This window comes from Nonomuraea thailandensis, assembly GCF_024172165.1.
Classification (GTDB): domain Bacteria; phylum Actinomycetota; class Actinomycetes; order Streptosporangiales; family Streptosporangiaceae; genus Nonomuraea; species Nonomuraea thailandensis.
On the sequence record NZ_JAMZEB010000002.1, the window covers coordinates 10606249 to 10628559 of the forward strand.

Genomic DNA, 22311 nt, shown 5'->3' on the forward strand with positions numbered 1-22311 from the left:
AGTGGACGCGATCGTCTGCCGTTTCTGTGTGCGGTGTAAAGGCGGATTGCGGCTATGTTGCTTAACCGTTACATAAAGCGGGGAGCGGTGTTGACCTGCTGAGCGGCGTAGCCGTACAGTCTGGCTGGCTTACCCGGTTTAGTTGGGAGTATCACGTGTACCGTGCGTTGCACGACGGCTGGACCCTGCGAGCAGACGGCGAGGCCCCGCACGGGCCCGCCGCGATCCCGGCGGCCGTGCCGGGCAGCGTGCACACCGACCTGCTCGCCGCTGGGCTGATCGAGGACCCCTACCGCGACGACAACGAGACCCGGCTCGGCTGGATCGGCCGCACGGACTGGATCTACGAGACCGCCTTCGACTGGCACGACGACGGCCACGAGCGCACCGACCTCCTCTGCGAGGGCCTCGACACGGTCGCGACCGTCCTGCTGAACGGGCACGAGCTGGGCGGCACCGCCAACATGCACCGCACCTACCGGTTCCCGGCGCGCGAGCTGCTGCGGGACGGCGAGAACCGGCTGGAGGTGCGCTTCCGCGCGCCGTACGCCTACGCCGAGGAGCAGCAGGCCCGGCACGGGGAGCGGCCCGGCCCCTACGACGAGCCGTACGCGTTCATCCGCAAGATGGCCTGCAACTTCGGCTGGGACTGGGGGCCGACGCTGGTCACCAGCGGGATCTGGCGGCCCATCGGCCTGAGCTCCTGGTCCGGCGCCCGCCTGGCCGAGGTGCGCCCGCTGGTGCGCGGCGACGGCGTGGACGTGCACGTGCGCGTCGAGCGCACCGGCGACGCGCCGGTCACCGTCACCGCCGACGTGGCCGGCGTCAGCGTCGAGACCAAGCTGGAGCAGGGCCAGAGCGAGACCGTGCTGCGCCTGGACGTTCCGCACGCCGAGCGGTGGTGGCCGCGCGGGCACGGCGCGCAGCCGCTGTACGCGCTCACCGTGCGCGCCGGCTCGGACGAGTGGCGGCGCGAGATCGGCTTCCGCACGGTCGAGCTGGACACCGACGCCTTCCGCCTGGTCGTCAACGGCAAGCCGGTGTACGTTCGCGGCTTCAACTGGATCCCCGACGACTGCTTCCCCGCCAGGGTCACCCCCGCCCGCCTGGCCGAGCGCTTCGACCAGGCCACCGGCACCGGCGCCAACGCGCTGCGCGTCTGGGGCGGCGGCGTGTACGAGTCGGAGGAGTTCTACGGCCTGGCCGACCGCCTGGGCCTGATGGTCTGGCAGGACTTCCCGTTCGCCTGCTCGGCCTACCCCGAGGAGGAGCCGTTCCGCTCGGAGGTGGAGGCGGAGGCCCGCGACAACGTGGCCCGCCTGTCCGCCCACCCCAGCCTGGTGCTGTGGTGCGGCAACAACGAGAACATCGAGGGGCACCAGCACTGGGACTGGCGCGAGCCCCTGGGCGGCAGGAGCTGGGGCGCCGGGTTCTACCACGACGTGCTGCCGTCCGTCGTCGCCGAGCTGGACCCCACGCGGCCGTACTGGCCGGGCAGCCCGTACTCGGGCGCCCCCGACCGCGACGTGCGCGACCCCTCGACCGGGACCGTGCACATCTGGACCGTGTGGGGCGGCGACCTGGGCTACCAGCACTACGCCGACTACACGCCGCGCTTCGTGGCCGAGTTCGGCTACCAGGGGCCGCCGACGTACGCCACGCTGCGCGCCGCCTCCTCCGACGAGCCGCTCACGCCGGACTCCTCGCACCAGAAGGCCCCCGGCGGGCAGGCCAAGCTGCTGAAGGGGTTGCGCGGGCACCTGCCGGAGCCGCGGACCTTCGACGACTGGCACTACTGGACGCAGCTCAACCAGGCCCGCGCGATGGCGTTCGGGGTGCAGCGCTTCAGGGCGCTGATGCCGTACTGCATGGGCACGGTCGTCTGGCAGCTCAACGACTGCTGGCCGGTCACCTCCTGGGCCGCCGTGGACGGCGCGGGCCGCAGGAAGCCCCTGTGGTACGCGCTGCGCCGCTCGTTCGCCGACCGCCTGATCACCCGGCTCGGCGCCGAGGTCGTGCTGGTCAACGACACGGACGAGGAGTGGTCCGGCCTGCTGGAGCTGGCCGCGCTCGACCTGTCGGGCCGGGCCCTGGCCGGACGCGAGGAGCAGGTCACCGTGTCCGCCCGCGCGACCGTGCGCGTCAGCCCGCCCGAGGACCCGGGCGCCCGGCTGCTGACGGCCAGGCTGGGGGACGAGCGGGTGGTGTTCGCGCTCGCCGAGGACCCGGACATGGGGTACCCGCGGGCCGAGGCCGCCGCCTTCACGGAACGGGAGCCGGGCGGGTACGCCGTCACCGTCACCGCCGGGACCGTCCTGCGCGACCTGGCCCTCTTCCCCGACCGGCTCGACCCGGACGCGAGCGTGGACGACCAGCTCGTCACGCTGCTGCCGGGGGAGAGCGTGACCTTCCACGTCACGACGGACAAGGAGCTCGACCCGGCGGCGCTCACCTCGTATCCGGTGCTGCGCTGCGTGAACGAGAGCTGAGGAAAACCGCAGCCTGATCCGGGTACGCGCATCATTCCGGCCGCACGGGCCGGAAACCTAGCGTTCCGGATCATGATGGGAAAGTTGTTCGACGTCCCCCGCCGCGTCCTGGCGGGGGTGTCGGCTCTGCTGGCGGTGGCCGCCGTGATCGTGCTGACCGCCATGTCCGACAGCACCATGCAGCCGCTGCCCGCCTCGGCGCCGGCCGCCGAGTTCAGCGCCGGGCGGGCCCTGCGTCACCTGAGGGCGTTCGCCACCCGCCCGCGGCCGATCGGCAGCCAGGCGAGTGCGCAGGCCCGGGACTACCTGGCCGGGCAGCTACGCGAGGCCGGGCTGGACGTGCGGGTGCAGCAGGCCGTGGGGGCGAACTCCTCGACGGGGCTGGCGGCGTTCGGGCAGGTGGACAACGTCGTGGCCACCCGCCGCGGCACCGACCCGACCGGGACGGTGGTGATCGCCGCCCACTACGACTCCGCCGCGATGGGCCCCGGCGCGTCGGACGACGCCGCCGCCGTGGCGGCGATGCTGGAGACCGTACGGGCGCTGGGCGACACGAAGCTCCGCAACGACCTGGTGTTCCTGATGACGGACGGCGAGGAGGACGGCGTGCTCGGCGCCGAGGCGTTCGTCAGGGAGCATCCGCTCGGCGGCAAGGGCGGCGTGCTGCTGAACTGGGAGGCGCGCGGGGTCAGCGGGCCGTCACTGATGTTCGAGACGTCGCGGGACAACGCCGGGCTGGTCGAGCTGTTCGCCGGCGCCGTGCCGTACCCGCGGGGCGACTCCATGATGGTCGAGCTCTACCGGCTGCTGCCGAACAACACGGACTTCACGCCGATGACCGCGGCCGGGTTCACCGGCATGAACTTCGCCTACATCCAGGAGTCCTCGCGCTACCACACGGCCGACGACTCGCTCGCCCAGCTGAACAGGGGCAGCCTCCAGCACCACGGGACGAACATGCTGGCCCTGGCCCGCGCGCTCGGCGGCGCCGACCTGCCCGGGCTGGCCGCCGGCCACGACGTCAGCTACTTCCGGCTCTTCGGAGTCATGATCACCTACCCGGAGGCGCTGGTGTGGCCGCTGGCCGGGCTCGCCGTGGCCGCGGTCGCCGGGCTGGGGCTGGTGGCGTGGCGGCGGCGGGTGGCCGGGCCGGTGCGGATGCTGGCCGGCGCGGTGTCGGCGGTCGTGCCGGTCGTGCTGGCGGGGGTGCTGGCGCAGGGGCTGTGGGAGGTGCTGGTGGCCATGCGGCCCGACTACTCCGGGATGGGCGGGCTGCTGCACCGGCCCGACGCGTTCCGCGCGGCCGTGGCGGTGCTGGCCGGGCTGGCGGTGCTGGGCTGGTACCTGGTGCTGCGGCGCAGGGTCGGGCCCGCCGCGCTGGCCGTCGGGGCGCTCGTCTGGCCGGCGCTGCTGGGCGTGGTGTGCGCCTGGAGCGCGCCGGGAGCGTCGTTCATGTTCGCGCTGCCCGCGCTGTTCGCCGCCCTCGGCGGCCTGACCGCGCTGCTCCTGCCGCGCGGCTCGACGCGGCAGGGGGAGAAGGGCGGCACGGGCCCGCAGGCGGCTCGGTGGATGCCGGGCGGCACGGTGTGGCGGGTGGTGGCGGTGACGGCCGGCCTCTTCCCAGGGGCGGCGTTGTTGCCCGGGCTGGCGCTGACGGCGTTCGACGGGATGGGGCTCGCGCTCGGCGGGGTGAGCGCGGCGGCGCTGGCGCTGTTCGCGCTGACGGCCCTGCCTGTCGTCGAGTTGTGGCTGCCGGAGCCGCAGCGGCCGGTCGGGCGGCCGGTCACGTTCGGGGCGCCGCTGGCCGCCGCCGCCCTCGCGGTGGCGCTGGTGCCCGCCGGGCTGGCGCTGGACGGTTTCGACGCGGCCAACCCGCGGCGTACGCACCTGGCGTACGTGATGGACGCCGACACCAGGACGGCCGGCTGGGTCAGCGCCGACCTCGACCCGTCCGACTGGACGAAGAGGTACGTCTCGGGCCGCGACACCGCGTTCCTGCCGCCCGGCTACGCCCGCGGCGACCTGTGGACCGGCCGCGCGCCGGCGGTGGACGTGGACGGGCCGCGGGTCCGCGTGGTGGGCAAGGACGGCGACACCTACCGGCTGCGGGTCACCGCGGGCAGGGGCGCGCGCTCGCTCACGCTCCGCGTCGAGCGGCCGATCGTCGAGGCGAGCGCCAGGGCCGCGGGCATGCGGCCCGTGACCGTCCCCGTCACCGGCGCCCGCGCGAACACCTGGCCGGGCGAGGTGCGCTTCCGCGGCATCCCGCAGGACGGCGCGGAGATCACCATCCGGGTGGCGGGCGCGACAGAGGCGGCGGGCTCGGGCGCGACAGGGGCGGCGGGCTCGGGCGCGGCAAGGGCGGCGGGCGAGGCGAAGGCGGACGGCGCGGGCGCGGCGGGGGCGGGCGCGGGCGGGCTGCGGGTGACGGCGATCGGTGAGCGGGACGGCTTCGCGGCCGTGCCCGGCTTCACGCCCATGCCCCAGGGCCTGGTGGCCGCCACCCGCGAGGACGGCGGCCTGGTGGCGATCACCCGTACGTACCGGCTCTGAGCCGGGGCAGGGCCCGCTTGAGGATCTTGCCGGTGGGGCTCATCGGCAGCTCGTCCACGAACGACACGTGACGGGGGTACTTGTACGCCGCCACCCGCTCCCGTACGAAGTCGCGCAGTTCCTCGCCGGTCACGGGCGCGCGCAGCGCCACCACGGCCTCGATCTCCTCGCCCAGCCCGGGGTGCGGCACGCCGAACACGGCCGCCTGCCGCACCGCCGGGTGCTCGTAGAGCACCTCCTCGACCTCGCGCGGGTAGACGGTGTAGCCGCCGCGGATGATCACGTCGCGGCGGCGGTCCACCAGGAAGAAGTAGCCGTCGCCGTCCACCCGCCCGAGGTCGCCGGTGTGGAACCAGCCGTCGCGGATCACCTCGGCCGTGGCCGCCGGGTCGTTCCAGTAGCCCTTCATCACGTTGGGGCCGCGCACCACGATCTCGCCGATCTCGCCGGCGGGCAGCTCGCGGCCGTCGTCGCCGACGACCTTCATCTCGACGCCCCTGATGGGCCAGCCGATGGAGCCAGGCCTGCGGTGCGAGCCGCCCCGGTTGGTCGCGGCGACGGGGGAGGTCTCGCTGAGCCCGTACCCCTCGACGATCTCGCAGCCGAACCTGGCCTCGTAGGCCCGCAGCACGTCCAGCGGCAGCGCCGCCCCGCCGGAGGCGCAGACCCGCAGCATCGACATGTCGGAGGCGCCGGGATGGTCGAGCAACGCGATGAACATGGTCGGCACGCCCTGGAAGACCGTCACCCCGTCCCGCCGGATGACCTCAAGGGCCCGCCCCGGGTCGAAACGGCCCAGCAGCGTCAGCCGGGCGCCCGCGTGCACGGTCGCGTTGAGCGAGCAGGTCTGGCCGAAGGTGTGGTAGAGCGGCAGCGCGCCGAGCACGACGTCGTCCACGCCGAGCGCGTGCATGCGGGCCACGGTGGCGGCGTTGCCCCCCAGGTTCGCGTGGGTGAGCTCGATGCCCTTGGGGCGGCCGGTGGTGCCGGAGGTGTAGTGCACGACCGCGGTGTCGTCGGGCTCCAGGTCGGCGATCTCGCGCTCGGCCGCGACGCCCCGCAGCAGCCGCCTGAACTCTCCCGGCACCACGAAGAAGCAGTCGGTGCCCGCCGAGCCCGCCTCCGCCGTCTCGGCGAACGCGTGCCAGGCGATCAGCAGCCGCGCCCCGCAGTCCCCCAGGTACGCGGCGATCTCGCGCCGCTTCAGCAGCGGGTCCAGCGGGACCACCACGGCCCCGACCCGCAGCACCCCGTAGTAGACGACGCCGAACTCCGGCACGTTCGGCAACATGATCGCGACCCGGTCGCCGGGGCCGATCCCGCGGCACCGCAGCAGGCCCGCCAGGCGGGCGCTCAGTTCGTCGAGGGTGCCGTAGGTGAGCTGCGCCTCGTCCAGCGTGAGAACCGCTCTGCCGCCGAGCCGGGCAGCGGCGGTGTGGAGCCGGTCAGCGAGGTTCATGGAATGACCGTACGTCCGAGATCCCACGGCTCTCATTGGTCGCGGCGGCCAGTCTTTCCCGCCCGGCATTGGTGGGCAGGGCATCATGCAGCGCGATGGCGACGAGCAGCTCCACCAGATCGTTGATGGAGCGCAGGCTGCGCCCGGTGCGCTCCTGGATGCGGCGCATGCGGTACTGCGCGGTGTTCGGGTGGATCTGGAGGCGTTCGGCGGCGGTTCGCAGGTTCAGGTCCGCGGCGGCGAACGCCCTGATCGTGGCCGTCAGCACGCCGCCGCGCGCCCGGTCCTCGGACAACAAGGACGTGATGCGCGGATCGACCAGGTTGCGGGCGGTGTCGTCGGCCTTGAGCGCCAGGTACTGGAAGGGCGTGATCCTGGGCAGCGCCGCCACGCCGCCCTCCTCGGGCACGAAGTCCAGCACGGCCCTGGCCTCCTGGTAGGCCTGCGGGATCTGCGCGGCGCCCGCCGCGACGGTGCTGACGCCCATGGCGAGCCTGACGCCCTCGACGGCCAGGCTCTCCACCACGCCCTGCAGCCGGTCGCACAGCTCCTCCGGCCCCGTGCCGGGGCCGAGCACGGGGATGGCGACGATCTCCGACCTGCGCACGACCGACAGCGTACGGGTGCCGTTCCCGGCGATCCTGGCGATGGCCGCGCACGCCGAATGCCGGGCGTCCTCGGGATCGGCCGCCGCCCCGGCCAGCACCGCGGTCACCACGAGCAGCGGCGTGCGCGCGTCCTGGCCCAGGCCGTGCGCCTGCGCCGCGGCCACCTCCCTGCCCCGCGTGGGCGCGCACCCGGCCAGCAGCGTCTCCAGCAGGTCGCGGGTCTCGCGCACCGCCTCCGCCGCCGCGTACTGCTGGAACTCCATGTACGCGTTCGCCGCGTGCGTGCTGGCGAAGTCGCAGTAGCGCATCAGCGGCGTCGCCAGCGACAGCGCGGCCTCGCGCCCGGCGTAGGTGTGCCCGGCCCGCTCGACCACGGCCTCCCAGAACACCTGCTGCCCGACCCGGAAGGCGTTGATGTAGTCGGCCAGCGCCACGCCCGCCCTGGCGCGGCGCATGGCGGCGCGACGGGTGAACGAGATGTCCTCGAACGTCACCGTCCGGTCCTCCAGGAGCACGCCCAGCTTGGCCCGGTAGTGCTTGACCACCTGGTCCCGCACGTCGGCGTGGAAGGCCGCGCCCATGGCGTCGTAGGCGGGGATCTCCTCCCGCATCGTCGTGACCGCGACGTCGGCCAGCTCCTGGAGGTCGCCGAGCAACCCGGACAGGATGCGTGTGCGTTCCGCGCGTACGGCGGCTTCCACGGTGCTCGAACCAGTGGACATGCCGGGATGATCCATGGCCATTGCCGCACGGTCAACGGGTTGTAACCGGGATGAGACCCAGCCTGTGCTCAGAGGACAACTCGCCAGAAACATCTTGGGTCACCGTGCCCAATGCGGCCCTTGACGAGCGGATCCTACGCTGAGCCCAATTCAGAACATTGTTCTCCAGGAGGCCGGATGCTGGAGGTACACGATCTTACCGTTCGCTTCGGCGGCATCACCGCGCTGGACGGCGTGGGGTTCGGGGTGGCGGGCGTGGAGATGGTGGGGCTCATCGGGCCGAACGGCGCCGGCAAGACCACCCTGTTCAACTGCCTGACCCGGCGCTACACCCCGCAGTCCGGGACGATCACGTACGAGGGCAAGGACCTGGTCGCCGTGGCGCCGCACGCCGTCGTCGGGCTCGGCATCGCCAGGACCTTCCAGAACCTGGGCCTGTTCCCCCGCCTGTCCGTACGCGACAACGTGCTGGTCGGCGCGCACCACAGGGGCCGCGCCGGCTTCTTCTCCGCCGGGCTGAGGCTGCCGGGCGTGGGCCGCGAGGAACGCGAGCTGCGCGCCGAGGCCGACGCCCTGCTGGAACGGCTGGGGCTGACCCAGGTGGCCGCGCACCCGGCGACCGGGCTGCCGTTCGGCACCCTCAAGCGGGTCGAGCTGGCCCGCGCGCTCATCGCCCGCCCCCGGCTGCTGCTCCTCGACGAGCCGGTCAACGGGCTGAACGCGGCGGAGGTGGAGGAGTTCGCGGGCACGCTGGAGTCGATCCGCACCGAGTACGGCCTGACGGTCATCGTGGTCGAGCACCACATGGGGTTCGTCATGGGCATCTGCGAGCGCATCGTCTGCCTCGACTTCGGCCGCAAGATCGCCGAAGGGCCCCCGGAAGAGGTCCAGCGCGACCCGGCCGTGATCGAGGCGTACCTGGGGACGGCGGCATGAGCGCGGACCTGGTGGTGGAGAACCTGGTCGCCGGTTACGGCGACGCGCAGGTGCTGCACGGCGTGCGCTTCACCGTGAAGGAGGGCGAGGTCTGCGCGATCCTCGGCCCCAACGGCGCCGGCAAGACCACGCTGCTGCGCGCCCTGTCCGGCATGGTCAGGACCCGCGGCACGATCACGCTCGGCGGCGTCTCCCTGGCCGGCCGCTCGCCCGACGCCGTCGCCCGCCTCGGCGTCGCCCACGTGCCCGAGGGCCGCGGCACGTTCATGCCGCTGACCGTGGAGGAGAACCTCCGGCTCGGCGCGTACGTGCGGCGCGGCCCGGCCGTGCACGACGACCTCGAACGCATCTACCAGTACTTCCCGGTCCTGAAGAAGCGCCTCAAGCAGGCCGCCGGCAGCCTCAGCGGCGGCGAGCAGCAGATGCTGGCCCTCGGCCGGGCCCTCATGCTGCGCCCCCGGATGCTGCTGCTCGACGAGCCGTCGCTGGGCCTGGCCCCGCTCGTCACCCGGGAGCTGTTCCGCATCGTCCAGACCATCAACGAAGAGGAGCAGACCACCGTGGTCGTCGTCGAGCAGAACGCCCATCTCGCCCTGGGCGTCGCCCAGCAGGCGCACGTCCTGGAGACCGGGCGGATCGTGCTGTCGGGCACGGCCGAGGAGATCCGGGCCGACGAGCAGGTCGCCCAGTCCTACCTCGGGTACCGGGTGTAGCGCGATGGCCGGATTCCTGCAGCAGGTCGTCGAGGGGCTCGGCGCGGGCGCCATCTACGCCAGCCTGGCGCTGGCCCTGGTGCTGATCTATCAGTTCACCGGGATCGTCAACTTCGCCCAGGGCGAGCTGGCCATGTTCTCGACCTACATCGCCTGGCAGTGCGTGGCCGCCGGCATGCCGTTCTGGCTGGCGCTGGTGGTGACGCTGGCCGTGTCGTTCGCCGGCGGCATGCTCATCGAACGGGTGATCATCAGGCCGGTCGAGGGCGCTCCCGAGCTGACCATCGTGATCGTCACCGTCGGGCTGTTCATCTTCGTCAACGCCGCCGCCGGCTGGATCTGGACGTTCCTCATCAAGGACTTCCCGAACCCGTTCCCCGGCGGCGCGCTGGAGGCGGTGGGGATCAGCGTCAGCTTCTCCACGCTGGGCGTGCTCGGCGTGGTGGGGCTGGTCATGGGGCTGCTGTACCTGCTCTTCCAGTACACCAAGATCGGGCTCGGCATGCGGGCCGTGGCCACGAACCCCGCCTCCGCCCGGCTGGTCGGCATCCGCGTGGGCCGCACGCTCGCGCTCGGCTGGGGCCTGGCCGCCACCGTGGGCGCCGTGTCCGGGGTGCTCGTGGCGCCGCTGCTGTTCCTGGAGCCGAACATGATGGGCGGCGTTCTCATCTACGCCTTCGCCGCCGCCACGCTCGGCGGCTTCGACAGCCCGCTCGGCGCGGTCGTCGGCGGGCTGGTCGTGGGCGTCGCCGAGACGCTCGCCGGGGCCTACGTCGGCTTCATCGGCTCCGACCTCAAGGTGGGAGTGCCGCTGGTGATCATCCTCGGTGTGCTGCTGCTGCGGCCCCAGGGGCTCTTCGGACGGGCGGCGGTGGAGCGGGCATGAGTCTTGACAGCAAGATCGAGGTGAAGCCGGCGCCGGTGAAGGAGCGCAGGAGGCTCGACTGGCGGTGGGCCGGCCTCGGCCTGCTCCTGGCCGCCGCGATCTACGCACCCTTCCAGCTCGTCCCCTTCCACGTCTTCCAGCTCACGATGGTGCTGGTGTACGCGGTGGCGCTGCTCGGGCTCAACCTCCTCGTCGGCCACGCGGGGCAGATCTCGCTCGGTCACGGCGCCTTCTTCGCCGTGGGCGCGTACACCGCCGCCATCCTGATGGATCACTGGGCGTTGCCGTACCCGCTGACCCTGCCCCTCGCGGCGGCGGTGGCGTTCGTGCTCGGCCTCGCGCTCGGCGTGCCGGCCATGCGGCTGCGCGGCCTGTACCTGGCGCTCGTGACGCTCGCCATCGCGATCTTCCTCGTTCCGCTGCTGAAGCGGTTCGAGGAGCTGACCGGCGGCTCCATGGGCCTGACGCTGGCCAAGCCCGCGCCACCCGCGTGGAGCGGGCTGGCCGAGGACCAGTGGCTGTACTTCCTCACGCTGGCCGTCGCCGTCGTGGCGTTCCTGCTGGCCGCCTCGCTGCTGCGCTCGCGGGTGGGCCGGGCCCTGCACGCGCTCAGGGACAACGAGACGGCGGCCGAGGTCATGGGGGTGCGGCTGTCGTTCTACAAGACGCTCGCGTTCGCCTGGAGCGCCATGTTCGCCGGGGCGGCGGGGTGTGTCTACACGTGGGTGATCGGGTTCGTCTCACCGGACTCGTTCACCGTGAACCTGTCGATCACCTTGCTGGCCGGCCTGGTCGTCGGCGGGCTCGGCTCGTTGTCCGGACCCGTGCTCGGCGGGTTGTTCGTCATGTTCGTGCCGAGCATCTCTCAGGACGTCAACGACGCGGCGCCCGGCGTCATCTTCGGCCTGCTGATCATCGCGGTGATGTACGTGGCCCCGACGGGGCTGGCCGGTCTGGCCGGGCGCTTGATCAAGAAGATTCCCCGGAAGGAGTAAGAGGGATGCGAGTTTCAGCGATCGGTTGCACGGCGCTGCTCCTGCTCGCCGTCGCCGCATGCGGGGGGCGCTCGGGTTCCGACGGAACCGGCACGGGCACCGGCGGCACGGCCGCGGCGGGAGGCCAGTGCGCGGGGCAGCAGACCACCGGCATCACCGACTCGAGCATCAAGCTGGGCGGCATCTACCCGCTGTCCGGCCCCGCCTCCGCCTACGGGGACATCCCCAAGGGCATCAAGGCCTACTTCGACTACGTCAACGCCGAGAAGGGCGGCATCGGCGGGCGCAAGGTCGAGTTCGTCGTCCGCGACGACGGCTACTCGCCGCCCAAGGCCGTCGAGGAGGCCCGCAGGCTGGTGGAGCAGGAGCAGGTCTTCGCCCTGTTCCAGACGCTCGGCACCCCCTCCACCGCCGCCACCTGGGACTACACCAACCAGCGCAAGGTGCCGCAGGTCTTCGTGGCCACCGGCGCCTCCATCTGGGGCACCGACACCGCCCACCCGTGGACGATCGGCTGGCAGCCCAACTACATCTCCGAGGCCCGCGTCTACGCGGCCTACCTGAAGAAGGAGAAGCCGGACGCCAAGGTCGCCGTGCTCTACCAGAACGACGACTTCGGCAAGGACCTGTTCGGCGGCTTCAAGCGCGCTCTCGAAGGCACCCAGGTGCAGGTCGTGGCCGAGCAGAGCTACGAGGTCACCGACCCCAGCATCGACCCGCAGATGCGCAACCTCGCCGACTCCAAGGCCGACGTCTTCCTCAACATCACCACGCCGAAGTTCGGCTCCCAGGCGCTGGCCGCCGACGCCAAGAACACGAAGTGGAACCCGCTGCACATCGTCAACAACGTCGCCGCCTCCATCACGGTGCTCAAGCCGGTCGGGTTCGCGAACGTGCAGGGGGTCGTGTCGGCCACGTACTACAAGGACCCGAACGACCCGACGTGGGCGAACGACGCCGAGATGCAGCTCTACAAGCAGAAGATGCAGCAGTACGCGCCCGGGGCCGACGCCAACGTGCCGTACCACACCTTCGGCTGGGCGGCGGCCAGCAGCTTCCACAAGGCCATGGAGGCGGCGGCCTGCCCGACCCGCGAGGGCCTGCGCGACTCCGTGCGCAACCTCAAGGGGGTGAAGGTGGACATGCTGCTGCCCGGGGTGACGCTGGACACCGCGCAGGGGGACGGGTTCCCGATCGAGTCGATGCAGCTCATGACGTTCAAGGGAGAGCGGTGGGAGCTGTTCGGGGACGTGATCGACACCCGCAAGGAGTTCGGCCCGCTGGGCGGCTGACGTGACGGACCGGGGACCCCGGCCTCAGGGCTTGACGGTCCCCGGCCTCAGGGCTTGACGGTCCCCGCCCGTACCAGCCAGTCGACCGCCTCGGAGACGGCCTCCAGCGAGGTGTACCGGGGCCGGTGCCCCAGCAGCCGCTCGGCCTTCTCCATGCTGCAGTGCGGGCTGTGCAGGATGTGGTCGTAGGTGAGCTTCGCGTCGAACTCCGGCACCGTGGCCTTCCACTCCTCCCATGGCAGGAACGCCAGCCGCGCCTCCTGCCCGAACCATCCCGCCACCGCCTCGGCGAACCCGCGCAACGTCAGGGCGGTGGTGGCGACGGAGTGGAAGCTCTCGCCGACGGCCGCGGACGGGGCGGCCATGGCGTCCATGAACAGCCGCGCGACGTCGTCGGCGTGCACGTGCTGCACGGTCTCCATGCCCAGGTTGGGCAGCGCGACCTCGCTCCCCTCGGCGAGCTGCTGGAACACCTCGGGGTTGACGTTCCCGGCCGGGTTCACCGGCACCCACCCGGGCCCGGTGATGTGCCCCGGATGGATGATCGTGACGGGGAACCCCTCGCGGTGGGCCCGGTCGAGCAGGTGAGCCTCGATGGCCGCCTTCTGGACGCCGTACTCGCCGAACGGCGTCCGCCTGGCAGCCTCGGTCGTCGGCACCTGCGCGCTCGGCCCGTGCACCCAGATCGTCCCGCAGTGCAGGAACTGCCGCACCCGGCCGGCGAGCGCGTCGGCGATCGCCCGGGCGCTCGCCTCGGTGAAGCAGATGAGGTCGATGACCACGTCGCCGCCGAGCCCGGCGATCCGCCGCCCGAAGGTGCCGTCCGCCTCCTCGGCCTCCCGGTCGGCGACGACGGTGGCGACCCGCTGCCACGCGCCGTGAGGCGTGTACGGCTCCCGCTTCCCCCGGCTCACGTTGACGACCTCATGCCCGGCCGCGACCAGGCGGGGGATGAGATACGTCCCGATATGTCCACTGCCGCCGATCACCACAACACGCATGGGCTCAGCGTAACCTCATCAGGCCGGCCCGCAACGCGCGCGCAGGATCGGGACTCCGTCCCCTTCCAGCTCGTCGCAGTGCGCCACGCGTCCGGTCATCGCCATGACCAGGGCGACGGTGCGCCCGGAGACGACCGCTCCCGAGCCGGTCTCGAACGGCCCGTCGGAGGCGACGAGCCGCAGCCCGCCGATCCGCCCCTTGGCCTGCACGACCAGGTCCGACCTCCGGTAGTACTCGGCCACCCGCGTGACGGTCCCGATCGGGTAGTCGCGGCGGATGCCCAGGGGGCGGCGGATGTCCTCCCCGTGCACGATCGTCTCCCCGAGCATCGCCACCGCGGGCAGGGGCGGCGAGGTCGTACTGGTGACGACGCGCTCGAACCGCCGCAGGGTCTCGGCCCCGTCGGCGCCCAGGTGCTCGGCCAGCCGCATGGCCACCTGCTTGTCGAAGTCGAACCGGCAGCGGATCACGCCCGCCAGCCACCGCAGCGGGCTGAGGCTGGCGCCGGCGGTCAGGTGGGCGAGCACCTCGCGGACCGAGAGCCCGGCGCACAACGACGGCGCCGCCCACCGCTCCTCCGCCAGGCCGGCCAGGTCGGTGGCCAGGGCGGCGCGCTCGGCGTGGATCAGTGCCCGGACTGCGTCTGTCATGACGGGATGTCTCCCCTGAGGTCGTGGAACGAGAAGGGTATGGCCCTCAGCAGGGAAGACTTCCGTCGCGTCGCAAACTCATCGGGCAGGCGGTCGAGGGCAGGCGCGGCCCGGCTCAAGGCGGTGGCGGGGTCGGCCGCCGTTCGAGCAGCCCGATCAGGAAGGCGAGTTGCTCCGCGTACCGCTCGACGGTCTCGGCCGAGCTCCCGCCGGATCCGAGGAGCCCGCGGGCGAGTTGCGGGTACACCGCGAGCGCGTTGCCGGCGCTCATGGCGATCAGCAGCAGCGCGGCCGGGTCGATACGGTCGTCGAGCTCGCCGGCGCGCTGCCGCTCCCGGAGCTGCTCCACCTCCTGGCGGAGCCGCTCGTTGCGCTCCTGGCCCTCCTCGCCGTCCTCGCCGGTGTCCTGGAGGCCCTCCCAGGCGAGCAGCCGGCCGCCGAGCCGGGGGCCGGCGCCGATCCGCACGTAGTGCCTGACCAGCTCGGGCAGGCTCGCGTCGGCGGGGACGTTCTCCGCCTCGTACGCCCGCCACCGCCGCCCGACCGCGCGGTACAGCCCTTCCTTGCCGTCGAAGTAGTACGCGATGAGCTGCTGGTTCACGCCGGCGCGCGCGGCGATCTCGGCGACCCTGGCCCCGGCGACGCCCTTGGCGGAGAACTCCTCGATCGCGGCCTCGAGGATGCGCGCCTTCGTGCGTTCGGGATCGCGTTGCCGCTCGTGGGGGGCGGGCGCCCGGCGGCGGCTCCTCGAGGCCTTGTCCTCAGACGTCATGACCGGCATTGTGCCATCTAGGCGGTTGACTGATTCAGGTACTCGAATGACTAACGGTCGTGGGCGAGCGCCGTCCGCAGCGCGCCCGCGGGGTCGCCGCCGCGCCAGGCGACATGCTGGTCGGGCCGGACGAGCGACAGCGGCTCACCGGGCAGATCGACGACCCGCAACGGCACCCCCAGCTCCGCCGCCTCCGCGACCAGCACGGCGGACGCGGGGGAGCGCTGGTCACCGACGAGGCTGAAGGCGGGCCCCAGCCGGTCGTACAGGGACTCCCCGGGAGCCAGCCAGCGGTGCGGCAGCCGCTCCCCGGCCCCGGAGGCGACGATGGAGGACCCTGCGTAGGTGTAGCCGAGCACCAGGTCCAGGCTGTGGAACTCGCTGTCCTTGGTCCGCAGCACCGCCTCCGCCACCGCGGGCCGCACCTTCTCGAACTCGGCCTCGTCGCCCATCAGCGCCGGATCCGCCAGCTCGGGGGCGAGGGTGGCCATGTTCGAGGCGGCGGCCTCGATGGTGTCGGCGGCGATGGGGCGGCGCTCGCTCTCGTACGTGGCCAGCAGGCTCGGCGGCGCCCACCCCAGCAGCACGGCGGCCAGCTTCCAGCCGATGTTGACCGCGTCGCCGATGCCGGTGTTGAAGCCGTGGCCCCCGTAGGGCGGGTTCTGGTGCGCCGCGTCGCCCGCCAGGAAGACCCGGTCGCCGGCGTACCGGTCCGCCAGCAACATCCGCGCCGTCCACGGGTCGGTGGCCAGGACCTCCACCTCGATGTCGGCGCCCGCGAGGTTGCGCACCAGCTGTACGGGGTCGGCGTCCTCCGCCCGCACCCCCTGGGCGATGCACCACCAGGTGTCCTTCAGGTCGAGACGGCCGAGCATGCCGGGCTGGGCCGGGTTCAGCACCCAGTAGTGCACGGCGGGCCCGTGCGGCATGCGCTCGGCCAGCCCCGGGGCGCGGAAGACGATGTTGAAGTTGGGGCGGGCGTCCTGACGGCCCTCGTACTTCGAGCCGATGGCGGCCCTGGTCACGCTGCGCGGGCCGTCGCAGCCGACGACGTACTGGGCGCGGACCTCGCGCTCCTGGTCGCCTGACGTGATGCGCACGGTGACCCCGTCGGCGTCCTCCCGCAGGCCGGCCACCTGCCAGCCGGTGAGCAGCGCGTCGCCGACGGCCTCCCGCAGCACCTCCTCCACCAGCGGCTGCGGCACCTGCTGGCCCGGCTCGGCGGCGAGGTCGGAGCCGACCAGGTCGAGGCCGAAGCAGCCGCTGATGCGGGTGATCTCGCGCCCGAGCAGCCCGGTGACGAACACCGCCTCGTTCGACCACGACACCGCCAGCGGCGCCCGTGAGCGTAACGTCTGCGCCAGCCCCCACCTGCGCAGCAGCTCCATCGAGCGGGCCGAGGTGGTCTTCGCACGCGGGCGCAGCCACGACACCGTCTCCCGCGGCTCGACCACCAGGCAGCGCACGCCGTGGTGGGCCAGCTCCACGGCGGTCGCCAGGCCGACGGGCCCGCCTCCGGCGATCAGCACGGGAACGGAGTCGGGAACTTGCCTTACCAGATCCATGGAAGTCCTCTTCGTCATATGAACGCAGGTATAGTCCTGGCCCCGTTCAGCCAGCGTCAAGGAGCCCCGTGGCCGCCGTGGTCGTGGTCATGGTACGAGCTCGCAACAATTGATGATCGCAACTAGTGGACGGCCGCCCGGCTCAGTACGGTGCTACCAAAAATTGACGATCACCCAGGGGTTGCATATGAGCGAGACCTCGACGATGCCGTTGCACATGCGGCGGGTGGAGTTCCATCCGGCACCGGAGCTGGCGGCCGCGCGGGACGAGGATCGGGTCAAGCGGGTCACGACGGCGTTCGGCACCGAAGCCTGGCTCGTGACGCGCTACGCCGACGTGCGGGAGGTGCTGGGCGACGCCGAGCGCTTCAAGATCGCCCCCACGAACATCGCGCGGCTGCCAGGAGCGCCGCCCATGACGGAGGAGCAGCTCGCCAAGGTACGCGCGGGCAACCTGCTGGGCGTGGACCCGCCCGAGCACACGCGGCTGCGCCGGATGCTCACGCCGGAGTTCACCATCCGCCGGATCGACAGGCTGGAGCCCAGGATCCGGCGCATCGTCGAGGAGCACCTGGACGCGCTCGAAGCCACGGGCGCGCCCGCCGACCTGGTGCCGTCGTTCGCGCTGCCGATCCCGTCGCTGGTGATCTGCGAGCTGCTCGGGGTGCCGTACGAGGACCGCGAGGGCTTCCAGCAGCGCACCGCCAGGATGCTCGACATGAGCCTGCCGGGCGAGCAGCGCATGATGCTCCAGTTCGAGCAGCGCGCGTACATGGAGGGCCTGATCGCCCGCATCCAGGCCGACCCCGGCGAGGAGCTGCTCGGCATGCTCGTGCGCGAGCACGGCGACGACCTGTCCACCGACGAGCTGGTCGGGATCGGCGGGTTGCTGCTGTTCGCCGGGCACGAGACCACCTCCAACATGCTCTCCCTCGGCACGCTCGCCCTGCTGCGCCACCCCGAGCAGCTCGACCTGCTCAGGAAGGAGCCGGAGCGGATCGACGCCACGGTGGAGGAGCTGCTGCGCTGGCTCAGCATCGTCAACTCGGGCACCACCAAGGTCGCGACCCGCGACACCGAGATCGGCGGCCAGCGCATCCAGGAGGGCGAGCAGGTGCTCGTCACCCTGCCCGCCGCGAACCGCGACCCGTCGTTCCTGGCGGACGCGGACCGCTTCGATCTCGGCCGCGGCGCGCCCGGCCACCTCGCCTTCGGCCACGGCGTGCACCACTGCCTGGGCGCCCCGCTGGCCCGCATGGAGCTGCGCATCGCCTTCCCCGCCCTGCTCAAGCGCTTCCCCGGCCTGCGCGTGGCGGACGCGCAGCCGCAGTTCCGCGCGTCCTCCGTGGTGTACGGGCTCAGCTCCCTGGAGGTGACCTGGTAGGGCGATCCGCGAAGTGTTGGCCGTGGCCCGCCGGCCGGGGGCACACTGGAAGCCGTTACGGCCAGCAGTGGAGACGGCTATGGCGAGCGAGGACGTTCAGAGCGACGAGCAGCCTGATACGTGGGAGCACGACCAACAGGAAGCGGTGGCGGCCATCGCGCGCGAGGCCGCCGCGGAGGGCAGAGAGCTCGCGGGCAGGGCCCGGGATCGCGCCGCGGAGGAGCGTGACCGGGTCGCGCGGAGCCGCGACGACCTGGCCGACGCCCGCGACAGGGCGGCGCAGCTGCGCCGGCGGTACCTGGAGCAGGTGCGGGAGACCGAGGACGCCCGCGATCGCCGCCTGCACGACCTGCTGTGGGCGGCGGAAGCCAGGGACAGGGCCGCCGAGGAGCGCGACGAGGCGGCCGCCCGCCGCCAGGCCGCGCTGCGCGACCCGTCGCCCGCCGTGCGCGAGGAACTGCGGCTGCTGGCCGAGGCCAGGACGCTGGCGGCCGCCGACCGGGAGCGGAGCCGCATGGACCGCGCCGCCCTCCGCGTGGAGCTGGCGGCGCTGCGGTCCGACCGGCTGAGGACGGAGCAGGAGCACGTGCGGGACGAGCGCGTCGACGCCGCCGATCGACTGGCCAGCGGGCATGACCGGGAGGCCAGCGCCCGCGACAGGACGGCCAGCGCGGGCGACCGGAGGCACGCCGCCCAGTCCCGGGTGGCGGCCAGGGTGGACCGGCAGCGGGCCGCCGGACAGCTCACGAGGTGGAAGCTGCGCCTCGACCAGCGCTGACGCTTGCGGCGGCCCGTCGCTCCGGGCGGGGCCTGGGCGCTCTGGGCGGGGCTGGTCGCTCTGGGAAAATGTCGGTCAGGCCGGATAACGTGCAAGCGTCATGCCTATCGACGTCGCGGCGCACGAGCTGATCGGCAGGGAGCACCCGGCCGCGCTGCTGCGCGCCGAGATCGCCAGGCTCGTCGGCAGCCACGGCGGCCTGGTGCTGGTCACCGGCGAGGCGGGCATCGGCAAGACCACGCTCGTCGCCGACGCGGCCGGTGAGGCCAGGCGGTGTGGCGCGCTGGTGGTGGGCGGCGCCTGCTGGGATTCCGGCGGAGCCCCGGGCTACTGGCCGTGGGTGCAGGTCATCAGGGCGTTGCGGCGCGCCGCCACGCCGGAGGAGTGGGCGGCGGCCGAGGAGTCCGCGGGCGGCAGCCTGACGACCCTGCTGGGCGAGGCGCGGGCGACCGCTGACGGCCTCCAGCGCTCCGACGCGGCGGGCGAACGGCCTTCCGACGCGTTCCAGCGTTTCGACGCGGTAGGCGAGCGGCCCTCCGACGCCTTCCAGCTCTACGACGCGGTCACCTCCGCCCTGGTCGCGATCTCCCAGCGGCGCCCGGTCCTGGTCGTCATCGACGACCTGCACGCCGCCGACCCCGCCTCCCTGCGGCTGCTGGAGTTCGCGGCGCGCCAGACGTGGTTCGAGCGGCTGCTGCTGATCGGCACCTACCGCGACGCCGAGGTGGAGCCGGTCGAGCACCCGCTGCGCGACCTGCTGTCGCCGCTCGTGGCCAAGGCCACCACGATCACGCTCACCGGCCTCGACCAGGCGGGCGTCGCCGCGCTCATGGCCCGCACCGCCGGCCAGGAGCCGCCGCCCGAGCTGGTGGCGGAGGTCCACCTGCGCACGGGCGGAAACCCGTTCTTCGTCGAGCAGACCTCCCGGCTGTGGCGCAGCGGCGGCTCGGCCGGCGCCGTCGCGCCCGGCGTGCGCGACGCGCTGCTGAGGCGGCTGTCCCTGCTGCCGCGCCAGGTGGCCGAGCTGCTGCCCGCCGCGGCGGTGCTGGGCCGGGAGTTCCACCGCCAGGTGCTGGCCGCCGCCATCGCGCAGCCGGTCGCGCACGTCGATCGGCTGCTGGAGCTGGCGGTGGTGGCCAAGCTCGTGGTGACCAGGGGCGGCGGCGTGTTCGCGTTCGCCCACGACCTGGTGCGCGAGACGCTGTACGACTCGCTCGACGACCCGCGCGACCGCCACGCCGCCGTGGTCTCCGCCGTGGAGAGCTCGCCCGCCCTGGCCGGCCGGCTGCCGCCCAGCGACCTGGCCAGGCACGCCTACCTCGCCGGAGACAGGCTCGGCCCCGAGCACGCCATCGGCCTGCTGCTCGACGCCGCCCGCGAGGCCAGGGGGCGCTTCGCGGCGGAGGAGCAGCTGGCGCACCTGCGCAGGGCGTACGAGCTGAGCGCCGCCGCGAGCCCGCACCGGCGCGGCGTGATCGCGCTCGACCTGGGCAGGGAGCTGCACCACGACGGCGCGCGCGAGGAGGCCAGGCGGCTGTTCGAGGAGGCCGCGGCCATCGCCCGCGACACCGACGACCCCGAGCTGCCCGCCCGCGTCGCGCTGGTCCACCACAGCCACTACGGCCGCGACGCCTCGCTCGACCTGCTCAGGGACGCCCACCGCAGGCTCGTCGGCGGCCCCCCGGTGCCGGCCGACGGGCTCGCGACCGCCCTGGTGCTGCACCTGGCCAGGCGGGCCAGGCAGGGCGGCGACGACGACGCGCTCGCCTTCAGCCTGTGGGCGCACCACGACATCATCTGGGGGCCGGGCACGGCGGCGGAGCGGGTGGCGCTGACGGGCGAGCTGATCGACGTGGCCCGCCGCACCGCCGACCCCGACCTCGAACACTTCGCCAGCGCCCTGCGGTGGGTGGCCATGATCGAGCGGGGAGATCCCCGCTACCTCGGCGAGTTCCACGCCTACGCCGCCAGGGGCCGGCGCAGCGAGCGCCCGCACCTCGAGATGTCCGTCAACGTCGACGCGAGCATCATCGCCGGCCTCCAAGGCCGCTTCGCCGAGGCCGAGTCGCTGCTGGAGTCCGTCCATCCCGAGGCCAGGCAGGATCACTTCGTCTTCATGCTCAAGCACCACCAGTGGGCGTTGATGGCGTTGCAGGGCAGGGCCGACGGGCAGGAGCGGCTGCTGCGCGAGCTCAGGGGCTCCGCCCACCCCTGTGTGCCGCTGCTGGAGGCCCTGACCGCGCTGCAGTCGGGCGACCTGGACACCGCGCTGCGCCGGCTCGACGACGAGGAGCCCGGCGACCGCATGATCCAGCCGATCTGGCTGCGCTTCCAGGCCGAGCTGGCCGCCCTCACGCAGGACCCTGAGCTGTGCGCCCGGGTGCGGGCCCGGCTGGCGCCGCACCGGGGGCAGTGGGTGGTGTCGCTGTTCGGCTGGGAGGTCAGCGGGCCTTACGACCTGTGGCTCGGCCGCGTGGACGCCGCGCTCGAACGCTGGGCGGAGGCCGTCGAGGAGCTCACCGCCGCCTACCGCGCGGCCGACGCGATGCGGGCGCGGCCGTGGTCCGTGCTCGCCCGCGCTCACCTGGCCGAGACGCTGCTCGCCCGCGCCGCGCCCGGTGACGCGCGGGCGGCGCGGGCCCTGTTCGAGGAGGTGCGCCGGGAGGCGGAGGAGCTGGGCATGCGGCAGGTGCTGGAGTACGTGCGGCCCGGGCCGCCGTCCGGGCCCGCCCCGCCGTCCGGGCCCACCCCGCGACCCGAGCCTGGCGTGGGATCCGAGCCCGCCGCGCGACCCGAGGCCGGCGTGGCATTCGAGCCTGGCGTGGGATCCGAGCCCGGCGTGCGATTCGGGCCCGGCGGGAAGCCGCAGGAAGGCGCCCTGGGGTTGCTGGGCAACGCGTGGACGCCGGGCGGCGCCGCACCCGCGTCCGGCGAGTTCCGGCGGGACGGCGCGGTCTGGTCGCTGGCCTTCGCCGGCCGCCTCGTGCACATGCCCGATGCCAAAGGTCTACGCGACCTGCACACCCTGCTGGGCCGCCCGGGCGACGACGTGCCGGCCGTGGTGCTGCTCGACCCCGAGGGCGGCGAGGCCGTGATCGCGGCCCGGAGCATGGGCGGCGACGAGGTGCTCGACGACGAGGCCAGGGCCCGCTACCGCCGCCGCCTGGCGCAGCTCGACGAGGAGATCGACCGCGCCGCCGAGCTGGGCGACGACGACCGGGCGGCTGAGCTCGACGGGGAGCGGGCCGCGCTGCTGGCCGAGCTGCGCGCCGCCGCGGGCCTGGGCGGGCGCACCCGGCGGCTGGGCGACGAGGCGGAGCGCGCCCGCAAGACCGTCACGGCCCGCATCCGCGACACGCTCCGCAAGCTCGACCACGCCCATCCCGAGCTGGCCGCCCACCTGCGCGCGTCCGTCTCGACCGGCGCCACCTGCCGTTACCAGCCCCAGGAGAAGATCACCTGGCGCCGCTGAAGGGGCCCCGGAATGAACGTTTCACCGTGCCTCGC

At 73.2% G+C, this 22311-nt stretch carries 16 protein-coding genes; 10 read left to right on the forward strand and 6 right to left on the reverse strand.

Annotated elements, in window-relative coordinates:
• The first annotated feature begins 155 nt into the window (after window positions 1–155).
• Entirely contained in the window at window positions 156–2489 is a 2334-nt protein-coding gene (locus HD597_RS53275) for a glycoside hydrolase family 2 protein (RefSeq protein WP_253755517.1), read from the forward strand.
• A 72-nt stretch (window positions 2490–2561) separates the two neighbouring features.
• A complete protein-coding gene (locus HD597_RS53280; protein ID WP_253755519.1) occupies window positions 2562–5042 on the forward strand; it encodes a M20/M25/M40 family metallo-hydrolase in 2481 nt (826 codons plus the stop codon).
• Here HD597_RS53280 and HD597_RS53285 read toward each other — a convergent pair.
• Window positions 5020–6501 carry a long-chain-fatty-acid--CoA ligase gene (locus HD597_RS53285; RefSeq protein WP_253755521.1) on the reverse strand — a complete coding sequence of 494 codons (1482 nt, stop codon included), beginning with the start codon at window positions 6499–6501 and terminating at the stop codon, window positions 5020–5022. The genes HD597_RS53280 and HD597_RS53285 overlap by 23 nt on opposite strands.
• The gene (locus tag HD597_RS53290) at window positions 6488–7831 is read right to left on the reverse strand and encodes a PucR family transcriptional regulator (RefSeq protein WP_253755523.1); all 1344 of its coding nucleotides are present in this window, start codon (window positions 7829–7831) and stop codon (window positions 6488–6490) included. The genes HD597_RS53285 and HD597_RS53290 overlap by 14 nt, the downstream gene beginning before the upstream one ends.
• Before the next feature lie 177 nt (window positions 7832–8008).
• Between HD597_RS53290 and HD597_RS53295 the strand changes: the two genes are divergently transcribed.
• Genes HD597_RS53295 through HD597_RS53315 form a run of 5 tightly spaced genes read left to right on the forward strand, consistent with a single transcriptional unit; the run spans window position 8009 to window position 12653 of the window.
• Window positions 8009–8767 (forward strand): ABC transporter ATP-binding protein, encoded by a 759-nt coding sequence (locus tag HD597_RS53295; RefSeq protein WP_253755526.1) that lies wholly within the window; start codon window positions 8009–8011, stop codon window positions 8765–8767.
• Complete coding sequence (locus tag HD597_RS53300; RefSeq protein ID WP_253755528.1) at window positions 8764–9480, forward strand: ABC transporter ATP-binding protein; 717 nt, start codon at window positions 8764–8766, stop codon at window positions 9478–9480. Before HD597_RS53295 ends, HD597_RS53300 begins: the two co-directional genes overlap by 4 nt.
• 4 nt (window positions 9481–9484) lie before the next feature.
• Window positions 9485–10366 carry a branched-chain amino acid ABC transporter permease gene (locus tag HD597_RS53305; RefSeq protein WP_253755530.1) on the forward strand — a complete coding sequence of 294 codons (882 nt, stop codon included), beginning with the start codon at window positions 9485–9487 and terminating at the stop codon, window positions 10364–10366.
• The gene (locus HD597_RS53310) at window positions 10363–11361 is read left to right on the forward strand and encodes a branched-chain amino acid ABC transporter permease (RefSeq protein ID WP_253755532.1); all 999 of its coding nucleotides are present in this window, start codon (window positions 10363–10365) and stop codon (window positions 11359–11361) included. The genes HD597_RS53305 and HD597_RS53310 overlap by 4 nt, the downstream gene beginning before the upstream one ends.
• Window positions 11362–11366: 5 nt before the next feature.
• The gene (locus HD597_RS53315; protein ID WP_253755534.1) at window positions 11367–12653 is read left to right on the forward strand and encodes an ABC transporter substrate-binding protein; all 1287 of its coding nucleotides are present in this window, start codon (window positions 11367–11369) and stop codon (window positions 12651–12653) included.
• Between the two features lie 47 nt (window positions 12654–12700).
• On the opposite strand, the gene HD597_RS53320 is transcribed toward HD597_RS53315, so the two are convergent.
• From HD597_RS53320 to HD597_RS53335, 4 genes are all read right to left on the reverse strand, one after another.
• Window positions 12701–13654, reverse strand: coding sequence for an NAD-dependent epimerase/dehydratase family protein (locus tag HD597_RS53320; protein WP_253755536.1), 954 nt, complete (start codon window positions 13652–13654; stop codon window positions 12701–12703).
• 18 nt (window positions 13655–13672) lie between these two features.
• Complete coding sequence (locus tag HD597_RS53325; protein WP_253755538.1) at window positions 13673–14305, reverse strand: maleylpyruvate isomerase family mycothiol-dependent enzyme; 633 nt, start codon at window positions 14303–14305, stop codon at window positions 13673–13675.
• A gap of 115 nt (window positions 14306–14420) precedes the next feature.
• Window positions 14421–15077, reverse strand: coding sequence for a TetR/AcrR family transcriptional regulator (locus HD597_RS53330; RefSeq protein WP_253755540.1), 657 nt, complete (start codon window positions 15075–15077; stop codon window positions 14421–14423).
• Window positions 15078–15127: 50 nt separating this feature from the next.
• Window positions 15128–16642 carry an FAD-dependent monooxygenase gene (locus HD597_RS53335; protein WP_253755542.1) on the reverse strand — a complete coding sequence of 505 codons (1515 nt, stop codon included), beginning with the start codon at window positions 16640–16642 and terminating at the stop codon, window positions 15128–15130.
• A gap of 187 nt (window positions 16643–16829) precedes the next feature.
• On the opposite strand from HD597_RS53335, the gene HD597_RS53340 reads away from it, so the two are divergent.
• From HD597_RS53340 to HD597_RS53350, 3 genes are all read left to right on the forward strand, one after another.
• Entirely contained in the window at window positions 16830–18026 is a 1197-nt protein-coding gene (locus HD597_RS53340) for a cytochrome P450 (protein ID WP_253755544.1), read from the forward strand.
• Window positions 18027–18105: 79 nt separating this feature from the next.
• Window positions 18106–18804: a hypothetical protein gene (locus HD597_RS53345; protein ID WP_253755546.1), complete on the forward strand. Its 699-nt coding sequence runs from the start codon at window positions 18106–18108 to the stop codon at window positions 18802–18804.
• Between the two features lie 100 nt (window positions 18805–18904).
• On the forward strand, window positions 18905–22276 hold the full coding sequence (locus HD597_RS53350) for an ATP-binding protein (protein WP_253755548.1): 3372 nt from the start codon (window positions 18905–18907) through the stop codon (window positions 22274–22276).
• Window positions 22277–22311: the final 35 nt, after the last annotated feature.